General features: G+C 44.8%; 15 protein-coding genes. 11 read left to right on the top strand and 4 right to left on the bottom strand.

All coding sequences use genetic code 11. From position 1 onward, the window contains the following. Window positions 1–210: 210 nt before the first annotated feature. The 3 genes from V5G21_RS17480 to sigK all read left to right on the top strand — a co-directional run bounded on the left by V5G21_RS17480 (window position 211) and on the right by sigK (window position 1,764). Entirely contained in the window at window positions 211–375 is a 165-nt protein-coding gene (locus V5G21_RS17480) for a hypothetical protein (RefSeq protein ID WP_160162508.1), read from the top strand. Window positions 376–514: 139 nt separating this feature from the next. After that, complete coding sequence (locus tag V5G21_RS17475; protein ID WP_011246462.1) at window positions 515–685, top strand: hypothetical protein; 171 nt, start codon at window positions 515–517, stop codon at window positions 683–685. A 371-nt stretch (window positions 686–1,056) separates the two neighbouring features. Beyond that, the gene (gene sigK / locus V5G21_RS17470; protein WP_011246461.1) at window positions 1,057–1,764 is read left to right on the top strand and encodes an RNA polymerase sporulation sigma factor SigK; all 708 of its coding nucleotides are present in this window, start codon (window positions 1,057–1,059) and stop codon (window positions 1,762–1,764) included. A 21-nt stretch (window positions 1,765–1,785) separates the two neighbouring features. Here sigK and V5G21_RS17465 read toward each other — a convergent pair whose 3' ends face one another. Next, on the bottom strand, window positions 1,786–2,748 hold the full coding sequence (locus V5G21_RS17465; protein ID WP_011246460.1) for a bile acid:sodium symporter family protein: 963 nt from the start codon (window positions 2,746–2,748) through the stop codon (window positions 1,786–1,788). A gap of 90 nt (window positions 2,749–2,838) precedes the next feature. Then, window positions 2,839–4,011 (bottom strand): M20 family metallopeptidase, encoded by a 1,173-nt coding sequence (locus V5G21_RS17460; protein ID WP_035204568.1) that lies wholly within the window; start codon window positions 4,009–4,011, stop codon window positions 2,839–2,841. 122 nt (window positions 4,012–4,133) lie between these two features. On the opposite strand from V5G21_RS17460, the gene V5G21_RS17455 reads away from it, so the two are divergent. The 3 genes from V5G21_RS17455 to V5G21_RS17445 all read left to right on the top strand — a co-directional run bounded on the left by V5G21_RS17455 (window position 4,134) and on the right by V5G21_RS17445 (window position 7,453). Further along, window positions 4,134–5,540: a YfcC family protein gene (locus V5G21_RS17455; protein WP_011246458.1), complete on the top strand. Its 1,407-nt coding sequence runs from the start codon at window positions 4,134–4,136 to the stop codon at window positions 5,538–5,540. A gap of 124 nt (window positions 5,541–5,664) precedes the next feature. Next, a complete protein-coding gene (locus V5G21_RS17450; protein WP_011246457.1) occupies window positions 5,665–6,657 on the top strand; it encodes a lipoate--protein ligase in 993 nt (330 codons plus the stop codon). A gap of 181 nt (window positions 6,658–6,838) precedes the next feature. Then, window positions 6,839–7,453 (top strand): NUDIX hydrolase, encoded by a 615-nt coding sequence (locus V5G21_RS17445; RefSeq protein WP_035204566.1) that lies wholly within the window; start codon window positions 6,839–6,841, stop codon window positions 7,451–7,453. A gap of 10 nt (window positions 7,454–7,463) precedes the next feature. Here V5G21_RS17445 and V5G21_RS17440 read toward each other — a convergent pair whose 3' ends face one another. Beyond that, window positions 7,464–7,607, bottom strand: coding sequence for a hypothetical protein (locus tag V5G21_RS17440; protein WP_244153277.1), 144 nt, complete (start codon window positions 7,605–7,607; stop codon window positions 7,464–7,466). A gap of 180 nt (window positions 7,608–7,787) precedes the next feature. After that, a complete protein-coding gene (locus V5G21_RS17435) occupies window positions 7,788–10,610 on the bottom strand; it encodes an alpha-amylase family glycosyl hydrolase (protein ID WP_051881221.1) in 2,823 nt (940 codons plus the stop codon). Between the two features lie 486 nt (window positions 10,611–11,096). On the opposite strand from V5G21_RS17435, the gene V5G21_RS17430 reads away from it, so the two are divergent. The 5 genes from V5G21_RS17430 to V5G21_RS17410 all read left to right on the top strand — a co-directional run bounded on the left by V5G21_RS17430 (window position 11,097) and on the right by V5G21_RS17410 (window position 15,251). Continuing rightward, window positions 11,097–11,708, top strand: coding sequence for a TetR/AcrR family transcriptional regulator (locus V5G21_RS17430; RefSeq protein WP_011246454.1), 612 nt, complete (start codon window positions 11,097–11,099; stop codon window positions 11,706–11,708). Window positions 11,709–11,724: 16 nt separating this feature from the next. Further along, window positions 11,725–12,639, top strand: a complete 915-nt coding sequence (locus V5G21_RS17425) for an ABC transporter permease (protein WP_011246453.1) — start codon at window positions 11,725–11,727, stop codon at window positions 12,637–12,639. A 16-nt stretch (window positions 12,640–12,655) separates the two neighbouring features. Further along, complete coding sequence (locus V5G21_RS17420) at window positions 12,656–13,552, top strand: ABC transporter permease (RefSeq protein ID WP_011246452.1); 897 nt, start codon at window positions 12,656–12,658, stop codon at window positions 13,550–13,552. Next, complete coding sequence (locus V5G21_RS17415) at window positions 13,542–14,345, top strand: ABC transporter ATP-binding protein (protein ID WP_095236176.1); 804 nt, start codon at window positions 13,542–13,544, stop codon at window positions 14,343–14,345. Before V5G21_RS17420 ends, V5G21_RS17415 begins: the two co-directional genes overlap by 11 nt. Before the next feature lie 75 nt (window positions 14,346–14,420). Continuing rightward, a complete protein-coding gene (locus V5G21_RS17410; protein ID WP_011246450.1) occupies window positions 14,421–15,251 on the top strand; it encodes an ATP-binding cassette domain-containing protein in 831 nt (276 codons plus the stop codon). Window positions 15,252–15,254 lie beyond the last annotated feature (3 nt).

Here is a 15,254-nt window from a genome sequence, read left to right as displayed (position 1 = left end):
ATCCTCCTCGTTCTCCCAGGGGGCTGGCGAAAAAATCACAGGACAGCTCTCTCCTCTTTTAGCTGTTCTAACATCAAACAATATTGTTTATTTTTATTAACCATCCAAGAATCAAGGCTTTTCTCACCATTACTTAAGTTCTAATTTAGATTCACCACTACCCCGTCCTTTTACATCATGCTAAAATTCCATATATAGGGGAGTGTTTATATGTATAAAATCATTTGCAACAATAACGGCAAACTAAAAGATTTATGTGAGTCTAACAGTACAGTTATTAAAACTTTCTTGTGTTACAAAGAAGCTAAGCGCCTGGCTGAGAAATTAAACTCAAATACCACTCCTGATTTTATCTGGACCGTTGTAGAAATCTAAAAAAGACGAGCATTAGCTCATGCGCCTCACTGGTTTAGAAATGCTTCGGTTAACAATTAAACCCGTTGACTTCCCTCCTCGTTGAAACCAACTTTCTCGTGTTTTCGTAAAACATAGAGAAAATGAGGAGGAAGAAAAAATGGACAACGAGTACGTAGTCGGCTGGGGCACCCTTGCCTTAATTAATGCTGGCCTTGCACAAGGAAAGAACCGAACAGGGCTCAATTGGTTCTTGCTTTCACTGTTGCTAGGACCAGTGGCCACATTAATCTTGCTATTTGTCGAAAAGCGTCCGAATCCGAATGATTAACACATGGGAAATGCAACCCATTTTATAAGATGGAGCTTCTATCTTCGCTAAAACATACCAAAAGTGCAGAGTACATTGCTGCACTTTTTTTCGTTCGCAGCTGTTTTAAGAAATACCTTAACCACAGCGTCTCGTTACCACGTACCTCATTCTTATTAATTCTCTTTTGATTATTTTAGGTAGATAGCCACCACTTACTTCTCCTCTAAAAAAGGTCAACCTATCTGTTAATCCGTTTCAATCGATTAAACATTGGCCCTATCCCCTTTTCCTATAGCCACGCAACCGGACCGTCAGCAAAACATTCCTTCGTACAGACACAACCAAGCCCAGTGTTGCATAGATATAACCATTCTTGTGGAGGTGAGCTTATGTCCGGCATCCTCGCTGCACTCACATATTTTATGAAAGAAGTGTTTGTTTTTGTTTCCTATGTCAAAAACAACGCTTTCCCGCAGCCATTAAGCAAAGAAGACGAAAAAAAATACTTAGCCCGGATGGCAGAAGGCGATGCTTCTGCACGGAACATGTTAATTGAACATAATCTTCGCCTTGTTGCCCATATCGTCAAAAAATTTGAAAACACAAGGGAAGATGTCGAGGATTTAATTTCCATTGGCACAATCGGCTTGATTAAAGCCATTGAAAGTTATTCCGAAGGCAAGGGAACGAAATTAGCGACGTACGCGGCACGCTGTATCGAAAATGAGATTTTAATGCATTTGCGGGCTTTGAAAAAAGTTAAAAAGGACGTTTCTTTGCACGATCCAATCGGTACAGACAAAGAAGGCAACGAGATCACACTGATCGATATTCTCAAGGATGACGGCGAAGACATCGTTGATGTCTTGCAGACGGAAATGGAAAAAAAGCAAATTTACGAGTACATTCATGTGCTCGATGAACGTGAAAAAGAGGTCATTATTGGCCGATTCGGTTTGAATATGGAGGAAGAGCGGACACAGCGGGAAATTGCGAAAGAATTAAATATTTCCCGTAGCTATGTCTCCCGGATTGAAAAACGGGCGTTAATGAAACTGTTTCATGAGTTTTACAAACATAGTCGTGGCCGCAGTTAAATAAACAGAGATGCCTAAATATCAGGCATCTCTGTTTTTCGCGGCGTTATATTGATTGGTAGAGCGCTTAGGCGCCAGCGACTGCCATTTTCCAAACGAAGCCGCCAATATTTGTTGAAACAATGTCCCGGCAATGACAGGCAATGTGGCAGCTGGTGGAAAGTAAACAATCGCAATCGCTGCCCCGACACCGATATTGCGCATTCCTGAAAGCAGCATCATGCTAACCTGGTCCTCTTTAGGAGAGCCTGTCGCCTTTGCAAAATATAACCCTGTTAAGTAGCCGATAATGGCCAAAGCTAGTACCGTTGCAACAATCATGGCCAGTTTTATATCAAGCGCCAAAAAATAAGGTGCTGCGACTGAACTATTTAACAGGATGACCGCAAGTAAGCCAAGCTTTGTAAAGGGCGCGCCGACTACGTGTATGACGTCGACCCATGCCGGTTTTGTAGCGTTAATAGCCAATGCGGCAAGGGATGGCGCCACGACCATCCAAAAGACGCCCATAAAAATCCCGAATGTATCAAGGGGCAGCTCGGTTCCGAGAAACACAGCTAGCGTTAACGGTATGAAGATGGGCGCAACCAATGTGTTTGCCAAAATTAAACAAAGCGCCAACGACCGGTTTCCCTTATAAATCGAAATCCACATGAGGGAAACGATGCCTGTAGGAATGGAAAAAGCGAGCAAAAGGCCTGTTTGTGTCCATACGTCATCTGGAAACAACAAAATGCCAGCAATATAAGCACAAAACGGCAAAATGAGCTGCAGCGAGACAAAAGTTAGAAAAAAGGATCGTGGGAATCGAAAGACTTGCTTTATTTCCCGCGGATGGATTGTAATGCTGTTTGCAAACGACATACAGGCAAAAATCCATGGCACCAAAAAGGCTGCAGGTGCGAGCATTTGATTCGCAAGTACGCCAGCAATAACAGCTAGTGGTGTCATGGCTGGGAGCCACTTTTGTAGGAATTGGTTCATCGCTTTGTTCTCTTTCTATTTTCCGCTCGTACTCGCCGTTTGATGAGGCTCATTGCTTCTTGCATAGCGCTTCTCCTTTCGAACGCTCTCTTACTGTTTTTCTTTCCACGTTTTATATTCTTGTTTAATTGTTTCTAGAAGCGCTTGATCAGTCAACACATCAAAGGCCGTATGCGCCATCGTTTTTGCGCCAAGCATCAGCCCTTCAAATCCTTGCTCGCTTAATGCGGCATCACGGAATTCAGGCGTATGGCACGCATAACCGCCATCTGTAATTTTCACGTACGGATGGATGGCAGGCACGCGCTGGCTGACATTGCCCATATCCAACGAGCCTCCAAGTGTTTTTTCGCGAATATCGTCGACGCCAACGCCCAACGCAACCAAATTAGCGGTAAATTGTTTGGATAGCGCTTCATTTGTATTCATATCGTCATAGGAAAACTCGTAGAACGAAATTTCCAACTGTGCGCCAGTCGCAAGAGCTGCTGCCTTCGCACAGTTTTTCACCTTTTCAAGCAAAGGTTGAAGCGTTTTTCGTGATGCAGCGCGCACATAAAATTGTGCTCTGGCAAAATCGGGAACGACATTTGCAGCCTGTCCCCCTTCTGGGATAATGCCGTGTATACGCACATCTGGCGTAACATGCTGCCTAAGTGCATTGATTTGGTTAAATGTCGCTATGACTGCATCCAATGCATTGATTCCCTCATGGGGGCTAGCCGCTGCATGGGCCGCCTTTCCAAAAAAGTCGAACTGAATGGCGTCCATTGCCAACGAAGTTCCGCTTTCCTCATAATGGGCATTCGGATGGACCATCATGGCTACGTCAAGATCATCAAACAATCCTGCGTCTGCCATGGTCACTTTCGCTCCACGTGTCTCTTCCGCTGGTGTGCCATAGACATATATCTTGCCCCCTGTTTTATGCAAAACGTCACTGAGACCAATCGCCGCTGCAGCCGACATCGTGCCAATTAAATTATGGCCGCAAGCATGGCCAATTTGCGGGAGGGCATCATATTCAGCCATAAAGCCCACTTTCGGCCCAGGTTGGCCGCTGTCAAATGTCGCTGTAAAAGCCGTTTCTAACCCGCATGTTCCCACTTCTACTGTAAATCCATGTGATTTTAATAAGTCAGTCAATGTTTTGCAAGCAATAAACTCTTCATGTCCAAGTTCTGGATTGTGGCCAATATGCTGGCTTACTTCCCAAAATGTTAAACGAAGCTGTTCCAGTTTTTCACTAATTTGTTCTTTCATTTGGTTCTCCTCGATTCATCGTATCTTTATTCGCTACTTGACATTTATCTATTATACTTTATATTAAAATAAAGTTAAATATAAATTCATATGAATATTTATACCGATAGGAGCTTTCAACAATGGAACAGAAAGACACCAGCAACTCAGAAAAGACAGCACCAATTTCGAAAGTCCCCCATACGTACGCAATTTTGTTTGCAATGATTGTCCTGGCAGCGTTAGCCACGTACTTCGTTTCTCCAGGCGCGTTTGAGCGGGTTGAACAAGACGGACGGACACTCCTTGTCGAAGACAGTTACACGCCCCTTGAAGCGAGTCCTGTTACCCCATTTGAAATGTTTCAAGCCATTCCAACAGGCCTTATGGATTCTGCACAAATTGTTTTTTATATTTTTCTAGTAGGTGGCACGTTCGGCGTTATTTTAAAAACGGGAACGATTGACGCGACTGTTTATAGTTTGATTGGCAGGCTACAATCAAAAGGGATTTATTTAATTCCAGCGATGATGATTGTTTTTTCCATTCCTGGCGCGACGATTGGCATGTCTGAGGAAATTATTATATTTGTACCAATTGGCATTGCCGTAGCGAAAGCTCTTGGATACGACACCATCACTGGAACAGCTATGGTCAGCCTCGGTGCTATGGCCGGTTTTGTCGGAGGCATGATGAACCCGTTTACTGTCGGCGTTGCCCAATCGATTGCTGAATTGCCTCTTTTTAGCGGGATCGCTTTTCGTTTCGCTGTATTTTTGTTGTTTCTAGGCTCTGCGATCTGGTTGGTTGTCCGCTATGCTCTGAAAGTAACAAAAGATCCGTCTGCTAGCCTTATGTATGGCTTTGAATCTGGGAAACAGGCAAGCGCACAAGCAGCCCCGCGTTTTTCTGGGCGGCACGCCTGTGTGCTAGCAATTATTGCTGTCGGTTTTGCCCTTAATATGTATGGTGTATTCCAATGGGACTGGTATTTAACAGAAATGGCAGCTATCTTTATTATTATTGGCTTTCTCGTCGGCCTCACTGGCGGACTTGGCGTAAATGGTATGTTTACCGCCTTTACGGACGGAATGAAAATGGTCACATTCGGCGCTCTCGTCGTTGGTTTTGCCAGAGCGATTTTAGTGGTAATGGAACAAGGCCAAATTATGGATACACTTGTTTATCAGCTTTCCAATTGGATTAGCGTCATCCCTAGCCAACTGACAGTTATCGGCATGTTTATTTTGCAGTTGATTATTAACTTTTTTATTCCATCAGGAAGTGGACAAGCAGCAGTCACGATGCCGTTAATGACCCCTCTTGCCGACATGTTGGACATCCAACGGCAAGCAGCTGTACTGGCGTTCCAGTATGGAGATGGCATCATGAACACCATTAACCCCACTTCTGCGCCGCTGATGGCCTTTCTAGCAATAGCTGGCATCCCTTATTTACGGTGGGTGAAATTCATTTGGAAACTTGTCGTTATTTGGTTTGTGATTTCAGCGATCGCTTTGCTAGTCGCTGTAGCGCTTAATATCTCCTAAAAGATTCGTCTGCCTGTTTGCCGCTAGCCGTTTGCTAGCGGCTTTTTCCATGCGAATAACTCGATTTCCAGGGGCCAAATCAGTATACTAAAGGAGATCGTCACACGAAAGGAGACATGAACCAATGAAATTCATTGACAATGCAGGCATTACAGATCCACGAATAAACTTAGCGATTGAAGAGTGGGCGCTAAAAAACTTAGACCCAGAAGAAACATACCTTCTCTTCTATATAAATGAGCCTTCGATCATTATTGGCAAAAACCAAAATACGTTTGAGGAAATTAATTTAGATTATGTAAACGACAACAACCTCCATGTTGTTCGGCGTTTATCAGGCGGCGGCGCGGTCTACCATGACTTGGGCAATTTGAATTTTAGCTTTATCACGAAAGATGATGGCGATTCCTTTCACAATTTCAAAAAATTCACTGAGCCCGTTGTTCAAGCACTGCAAAAACTTGGCGTAAATGCGCAATTAAGTGGACGAAATGACCTTCAAGTAGGCGAACGTAAAATTTCCGGCAATGCCCAATTTACGACAAAAGGCCGTATGTTTTCCCATGGCACGCTCATGCTCAACTCAGAGATTGAAAACGTCGTTTCCGCGTTGAAAGTGAAAGATGACAAAATTAAATCAAAAGGAATCAAATCGATTCGCAGCCGAGTAGCCAACATTGCTGAATTTTTAAGTGAGCCACTGACAATGGAAGAATTCAAAACGATGCTGTTGCGTTATATTTTTAATACGAAGAGCGGCGCCGTTCCTGAACATACATTAACAGAGACAGAATGGGAGCAAATCCACGCTTTGTCAAAAGAGCGCTATCAAAACTGGGATTGGAATTATGGCAAATCGCCTGCCTTTGACATTCAACGCTCCAAGCGTTTTCCGATCGGTTCGATCGATTTGCGTTTAAATGTGAAAAAAGGCGTCATTGTCGAATGCAAAATTTATGGTGACTTTTTTGGCGTAGCAGACGTGGCTGAACTGGAAAACAAGCTTGTCGGCAAACGCTACGATGCGGACGAACTTAGAGATGCATTAAACGACACGGAAATTAAAGCTTATTTTGGAAACATCGATAAAGAGGATTTCTTATCATTAATCTATTAAAATTCTGTAGCAAAAAAAATGGCGGCCTTTAAGGCCGCCCAATTGGGGAGAGAGACAAGAAAGAACAATTCGGAAGCAAGGGTTGCATCCTTTCCTTGTTTCTAATGTACTTCACTTCTTTCGTTTTTGCAGCACAATTGTCATAAGATCTGACACATTACTTTTGATAAGGAGAATACCGGTGTTAACAATTGATGAGATTAAAGCCAAATTGAAGGCAGCGGACACATGTAACAAGCAAGTGGGAAGAGAAGCAGCCGTCCTTCTTCCCCTCATTACGATCAATCGGGAACTCCATATCCTCTTTCAAGTCCGGTCTTTGGCTTTAAGAGCTCAACCTGGAGAAATCTGCTTCCCAGGAGGAAAGATTGAGCCATCGGATCATGATGCAAAAGCAGCGGCCATTCGCGAATGCACGGAAGAGTTAGGCATTGACGAATCGGACATTAGCGTCATCGCTGCCCTTCCTCCTGTACACACGCCACAGCGCACATTCATCTTTCCGTTTTTAGCAGAAATTTCGTCAATAGAAGATATTTCTATTAACGATGCAGAGGTTGATAGCTGGTTTACTATTCCAGTCGCTTATTTACTCAGTCATCCCCCATTGCAAGGCTATATGAATATAACGGTCCAACCAGGCAAAGGCTTTCCGATTGAAAAGATAGCAAACCGAGATGCTTACGAAGGGCGGATCTACCAAATGCCAGAATACTTTTACGAATACAACGACTATATCATTTGGGGGTTGACAGGCCGGATATTAAAACACTTTCTTGACATGCTTGAACCATGAGTAGGTATGGTTAATTGACATAGCGAGCTATCCTTTGATTGCAAAAGCTGAGAATGTTCATCCCCGTTGGAGCAAGATCTTTCCCAACTTTTGCTGGGTTGGCTTTGCCTGCTTGCAAATAAATGGTCATAATTCGTTTTATTGATTTTTCCATTGCCGTTCACGCTTTGAGTATGATGGTTGGTGTTACGTTAAGGTCAAGGCTGTTTTCAACTCAACAAATAGCCTTGACCTACACAAAAACCGAGCTATTTTCCGATATCGCCTTTTTGCGCCGCCCCCACCTCTTTTGTCAGCGTACCCAAGGCGGTAGTAGGTTCCAAGCGGTCCCTTCCTAAGGCGTGCCCCTGACTATCACGCCATCTGCTAATGTATTTATTCCTGAATGGAAGACGTAGTCTCTTCCCTGATTGTTATCCCATTGTCCACGCCCATTATTAAAAGCTGCCCTGAGCTGGCTTCCCTCTTCTGCTTCAATTGTTATTTTTGCGTAGCCTTCATACTCCGACGAATTTAGCGGCACCCCTGGCAAAGTGGTCCAAGCTTCTTGGTTGAGAGAGTAATGAATGTGTGGATTGGTCCAACTAGTCTTATAGTAAATCGTAATGTCATTTGCTTGGACAGGTTTTTCGGAATGCCATTCCCCATCAAACCACCCGTCTTGGTCTCGATAAAACCCCTCCTCTCCAGGCCCTGGCCATTGATTAGCGCCAGCATCTTTAAATAACACGCGCGCACTTTCTGCCCCTTCGATTGTGTACTTATACCAGCCATTCTCGACAAGCTCCATTTCTGGCGCTGAACCCCATGATGGTTCCTCCACTTTAGGCTCTGTTTCGTAATAGTAAATGTGCGGTGTCCCCCATGTGTCAGGGTTTTTGAAGTAAGCGGTTAGCCCTGGCGATTTTATAAACGTATACATTTCTTCAGTAGAGCCGAATTCGTTCTCCGCCTTGAGCTGAAGCGTTACCTCTTCTCCGGCTTCCGTCCCTTCCCCAATCGTAATGGCATCGCCATCCATAAAGGATTGTTCGGCAGCTCCATTAACCGAGTATGCCCCTTCTCCTACGTTTTGCACGTGAAGCGTCACCTCTAACGAATCACCGGAAAAGGAACCGCCAGGCGGATCAGCAAAAACGTGGGGATAAGGCGGTACCTTCGTAAAGGTATATTCCGCTTCCGCTTCACCTGCTTCATTTTTTGCAAAAAGCCGCAATGTCAGCGACTCATCAATAGCCAAGTCACTCCCGATGGTCAGCACCTCCCCATCGGCAAAGGGTGTTCCCTTTTCCTTCGGATCAGAACCGTCGATTGTATATGCGCCCGACTCCGCTTGCAGCACACTGAGTGTGACTTCAAGTTCTTCACTAGAAAACTCCCCGCCTTGAGGCGAAGCAGATACGGAAGGAATCGTCTCTCCTTCGGTTTCCACTAAAATGACGCCATTTTGATGGGCTGCAAATGTCGCTTTCCCGTTTTCAACGACCGTGCTGTCTCCCGTATAAAAGTCACGGACTGTCTGCCCGTCGGAAAAAACAGAGGAAACATCAATCGTCGTTTCACCCGTTGCCCCGACTGTCACGACAACACGATCATCGACCCCATCCTCCACGTAGGTGCGGCTAAATGTATACGGATTTGTGCCAATTTGCTTGTGCGCTCCTGCCCCTATCGCTAAATGGTTATTTCGAAATTGCCCCATCTTTTGCCAATGGCTTAATACATCCTCATGCACAGAATCCCAGTTCATCGATGAACGTGTGCCTTGCTGGGGATCAGATCCAGTCGGCCCAAATGGCCGTGCTGTCTCATCGCCATAAAACAATTTGACCCCGCCAGGAAGGAGCATTAAATACGTGCCGCCATCAACTAGGCGCTCCCGTGGATATAAGTGCGTATCATGCTGAGAAAGATAGCTTAGCACATTGAAAGACGCGTCCATATTGATCTGATTTGCATAGTGGGAAAAAGTGTCTTCCATTGTGTCCAATCGGTAAGCGGGACCGTTCCCATGTTCCCCTTGGAATGTAAAATTAATGATTGAATCGAATCCGTAATCAAAGTATTCGCTTCGTCCGACACCATGGCCCCACACTTCGCCTACCATCCAAAAGTCATCCGTCCAGCTCGCCCCTGGTGCATCTGGGTTTTCTTCACGCCATGACCACAGCGCTTCATTCGCTGCATCCTTTAACTGCTGCCAACGGAACAACTCCACATGTTTGGCCGTGTCGATACGAAAGCCATCAATTCCAAATTCCTCGACCCAAGCGGCGAGCCATTGCACAATATAATCTGCCGGAGCTATGTCTAGATCACGGCGTAGGTCGCTCGCAGTTGGAACGATCCAGTCCTCATACCCCTCTCGTCGCTCTTGGCTCCACTTCGTCTCTAACAAGGGAGGCAAGCCGACACTATGTGTGAGCTCCGTCCGGAAGTCGGGCAAACCGGCTAAGCACATTGTGGTTTCACTGTTTCCACACGATTCATATCCGCCAATTCCTGCGCGAACCCAAGGTCCCCACCATGTGCTCCACGCCGAAGCATCATCATAATGAATATGGTTGTGGACATCGTGCCAAGTTTGCCCTTCACCTGGTGTCCAATCCTCGGATACGCCTGGATTTCCGAAGCCATATTCATTCATATCTTTAATGGTGTTGTAGCCTGGATGGTTCATCACCACATCTAAGACGACGCGAATTCCTTGTTCGTGGGCTGTGTTGACGAACTCTCGCATTTCCTCGACTGTCCCCATATTTTGATCGACCGTCGTATAATCCAACGCATAATAGCCATGGTATGCATAATGAGCAAAATCGCCATCTGAGCCGCCGCCGACCCAGCCATGGATCTGTTCATAAGGAGCCGAAATCCAAATCGTATTGATCCCTAGATCTGTGAAATACCCTTCATTGAGCTTATCGGTTAACCCTTGGAGATCCCCACCATGAAACGTTCCGATGTTTTGGCCCCAAGCGTCTTTTTGTGGCCGGCCATATGAATCGTTATTGCCTCGATTACCGTCGTTAAAGCGGTCAGTAATAGCAAAATAAACCGTTGCATTATCCCATGAAAATGGTTTCTGGTCGCTGTTTTGCGAAGCATATGCGTCATTCACAGAGGAAGTAGATAACAAAAATGAAAACGTTACCATAACTATACATGCTAAAAAAACTTTTGTTTTCCTTATATTAATCAAGATTTTTCCTCTCCTTTGCCATTTTTAAGCAAACGTTTGCACAAACAGACAAAAAACAAGTGGAGCCCACCTTCAGAAAACGCTTTCAAATCGAAAACCAACCAGCCACTCAATATCCTTTAAATAAGCAAGATTGAGCCAGTATGGATAGAGAACATTGCTTTTTCTTCCCACTCCTCCTTTCATTTTCTATTCATTCTAAATTGATTTTTCTTAAAAATCAATAGATCTCTCTATTTTTCTTTTGTGTGGATACAGTTGCTCTAGATTTTATTGAAGGCACGCTCATTTTTATTTTAATCCGTCTAACAGTTCGCTCGCTTCTCCACCACTCAGCTTTCCTCATAGAACAAAGTGCTTGACTTCTCAAACCCGAGTAAATATATTAGGTTTATCAGATAATTGACTGACGCATCAATCAGTAATAAAAAGGGGATGTTTATGAGCACACTTGATAACAGGCGCCATTTAATGGAGGCTGCCTTGGCGCTTTTCGCCCAAGAAGGCTACCACAAAACGAAAGTATCCGACATTGTCAAACAAGTCGGCGTTGCCCAAGGCACTTTCTATTGGCACTTTAAAAACAAAGAGGAGATTGTTTTATGCATTTTGCAAGAAGGCGAACAAGCACTCTTGAATGTCATTCGCTCTGGATACCGCCAAACAGAAGGAAATGTCGATGATATGGTTGAATCTTCGCGGCGATTAATGACCGACCTCTTCTCTTTTGCGCAAGCAAATCCAGATTATATGCGGTTGTTGTTCAAAACAGGGCAAGATGCAGAAGAAAAAATTTGCCGGCATATCTCCCATACGCTCATCGCTATTGAAGAAGCGTTCGAACGTAACATTAAACGGGCCCAAGAACTAGAGATGTTGCCAAAAGATAGTTCCAGCAAAAGACTTGCTGCTATGCTCGTTAGTTTAGTGCTCGGAACACTTGAGCGTTGGCTGTTTTCGGAATCACCCCATTTAGACAATATTGCAGCTGAATCGTTGGCAGTTGAAATCGTTTCTTTTGAATTTTTTGGGCTACTCGGCAAAACAAAGTGAGTGGAGGTGACCTTTTTTGGGATTTTTGAAAAAAGTCGTCGTGCAAGTCATACCGAGCTTGCTCATTTTAACATTGATCATTTTTTTCCTTGTTTATGTTGCTGGTGATCCTGTGTCCGTGATGCTTCCTGAAAATGCGACTGCGGCAGACCGTGAAGTGTTACGTGAAGCCTTAGGTTTAAATGAACCTTTTCACGTGCAATATTTGCATTTTTTAAGTGACCTTCTCCGTGGCGATTTTGGGATGTCCCTGCAATACCAGCAGCCAGCCATTGACCTTGTGTTCAGCCGTTTGTGGGCAACGTTAGCTCTGTCGATTGTAGCGATGCTAATCGCGATTGCGATTTCCATCCCCCTAGGCATTTATGCTGCCATTAAGCGGAATACGTTTGTTGATGTACTCATTTCAGGATTGTCGATTGTCGGCAAGGCGATGCCTAATTTTTGGATTGGGATTATGCTGATTCTCTTTCTAGCTGTCGCCATTCCCATCTTTCCCGTTTCAGGCGCAGCGACACCGCTTCATTTTGTATTGCCAGCCTTTACGCTTGGCATCGCCCTAGCGGCGGAAATGACGCGGCTCACACGGGCTAGTATTTTGGAAGTAATCGACCAAGAATATGTCCAAACAGCGAGAAGCAAAGGTCAAAAAGAGAGCATTGTCATTTTTAAACATGTGTTTTTAAATGCGTTAATTCCCGTTATAACGATCATCGGTCTACAATTTCCACAGTTGATTGGCGGTGCCATTGTTGTCGAAACCGTTTTTTCATGGCCAGGGGTTGGCCGCTTGTTGCTTTCCTCAATGGGAGTAAGCGATATGGCAGTCATTCAAGCCATTGTATTTGTCATTGCGCTCATTACGATTGTTGTAAATTTATTGACCGATTTGCTTTATCGCGTGCTTGACCCACGCATTAAATACAACTAGGCTAGGAGAATCGTTCATGGAGGCTACTTCTAAACAAAAGAAAGCGAATCAGGCTCGTTTTTTTGCCCACCTCTCTCCTTTAGGCTTGGCAGGGTTGGTCACTGTTTTCCTAATCGCCGTACTTGCTATCTTTGCACCGTGGATTGTTCCTCACGATCCTTTTCAAATTGATGCGACACAACGCCTAATCCCGCCAGCATGGATGGAAAATGGCTCCAGCTTGCATTGGCTCGGCACCGACCATCTAGGGAGAGATGTGCTCAGCCGTCTTATTTACGGAGGACGTGTTTCCCTTTTTGTCGGCATCGTCTCTGTTGTGATTGCTGGTTTCATTGGTCTGACACTTGGCCTTGCCTCTGGCTATTTAGGCGGTTGGCTCGATGCACTCATCATGCGCTTTGTTGACGCTATGCTTGCCATTCCAACGTTGTTGCTTGTCCTTGTAGCAATGGTAATGCTTGAACCGTCGATTGCCACACTCATTTTGATCATTGGACTGACAAGTTGGGTTCAGTATACTCGCGTTGTCCGTGGGGAAGTGCTTAGTGTAAAGGAAAGGGAGTTTGTCCAGTCTGCCAACACGCTTGGAGCAAGCAACACTTATATTGTTCGAAAACATATTTTGCCAAACGTTTTGTCTTCTTTTATTGTGATCGCGACCATTGGGATCGGCACAGCCATTTTAACAGAGTCCTCTCTTAGTTTTCTTGGCTTTGGCGTCCAGCCCCCTGACATCACTTGGGGAGGAATGCTAAACGACGGGCGCAACTATTTAGCCACAAGCTGGTGGGTTGCGACATTTCCTGGTATAGCGATTACAGTCACCGTTCTTTCTTTTACCTTTCTAGGAGATTGGTTACGGGACTTATTAGACCCACGCTTCATACGAGGAGGCATAAAGGATGACAAATAGCCCTTTGCTTCGTGTAAAAGACCTTGTCGCAACATTTGCTTCTGGCAGCGACTTCAAACCAGTTGTCAATGGCCTTTCCTTTCATATTTATCCGGGTGAAATTGTAGCCATTGTCGGCGAATCAGGTAGCGGTAAAAGTGTGACCTCTCTTTCAATTATGGGGCTGTTAAATCGAAACGCCACGATCAGCGGATCGATCCTTTATGAAGGACAAGAGTTACTGACTATGTCGGCAACTGAACGCAGACGGTTACGTGGCAAAGAAATGTCGATGATTTTCCAAGAGCCGATGTCCTCTTTAAATCCAATGCTGCGCATTCAGACGCAAATTGCCGAAGTGCTTAAAATCCATAACCGTAGCTGGAGTAAATCAGCGATTGCTAAAAAAGTCATTGATTTGCTTGAACAAGTGGACATTCCAAACCCTGAAGAAACAGCAAAACGCTTTCCACACCAATTGTCTGGAGGCATGAGGCAACGGGTGATGATTGCCATCGCCATCGCCTGTCAACCAAAATTGTTAATTGCAGATGAACCGACAACAGCACTCGATGTCACGACGCAAGCACAAATCTTAGCGCTTATGAAACGGTTAAACAAACAAAACGGCACTGGAATCGTATTTATAACTCATGATTTAAGTGTCGTCGCTGATATCGCTGACCGAGTTCTTGTAATGCGCACCGGCAAAATTGTCGAAGAAGCGACGGTGTTTGATTTATTTGACAAACCGCAACACCCTTATACACTTGGCCTGTTAAAGGCAATGCCGACATTAGACACAAGTTTTTAGTCCTTAGCCCATTCTTGGCAATCCCCCAAGCTTGGCCAATGGATTGTCAGTATCCAGGAAAGGAGGAAACAAAAAATGGAACCGACGAGTGAATCGCTTCTTGATGTACGTCATCTAAGCAAAACATTTCCATTGAAAAAGAGCAAAACAAACAAAGCATCTTCCTTTAAAGCAGTAGATGACGTCAGTTTCCAAGTTTTTAAAGGAGAAACATTGGGGATTGTCGGCGAGTCAGGCAGTGGAAAATCAACGGTGGCAAAAATGATTTTGCAGCTCTTGGAACCAACTAGCGGGGAAATTTATTTTTTAGGGCAAAACCTTGCCAACCAGTCAAAAGCGGAAAGCAAAGCGACTAAAAGGCGTATGCAGGCAGTGTTCCAAGACCCCTATGCGTCGTTAAACCCGAGAATGAGAGCTAAGGAAATTGTCACAGAACCGCTCATTCTCCATAAGCAATTAAACAAGAAAAAACGGGACGACAAGGCGCTAGAATTGTTGCATGAGGTTGGTTTAAGCGAACAGCATTTAAATCGGTTCCCACACGAATTTAGCGGTGGGCAGCGCCAACGGTTAAGCATTGCCAGAGCGATCGCCTTAAAACCAGATCTCATCATATGTGATGAGGCTGTCTCTGCCCTTGACGTCTCGATCCAAGCGCAAATTTTAAAATTGCTCAAGTCCCTGCAAACATCATATGGGCTCTCTTATATTTTTATTGCCCATGGATTGCCGACTGTGAAACAGCTTAGCAACCGTGTCGCGATTATGCATAAAGGCAAGATTGTCGAGATCGGAGAAACAAACGACATTTTCCAGTCGCCGAAACACACTTATACAAAATCACTGTTAAAAGCCGTGCCGCCCTCTCATCCTAGAGACAGGCACAAACCATCTATTGGAGGATAAAAC

This window comes from Shouchella rhizosphaerae, assembly GCF_036700015.1.
GTDB lineage: Bacteria > Bacillota > Bacilli > Bacillales > Bacillaceae_D > Shouchella > Shouchella rhizosphaerae.
The sequence above is the reverse complement of the archived record's forward strand: the minus strand, read 5'-3'. Positions and strand labels throughout refer to the sequence as shown.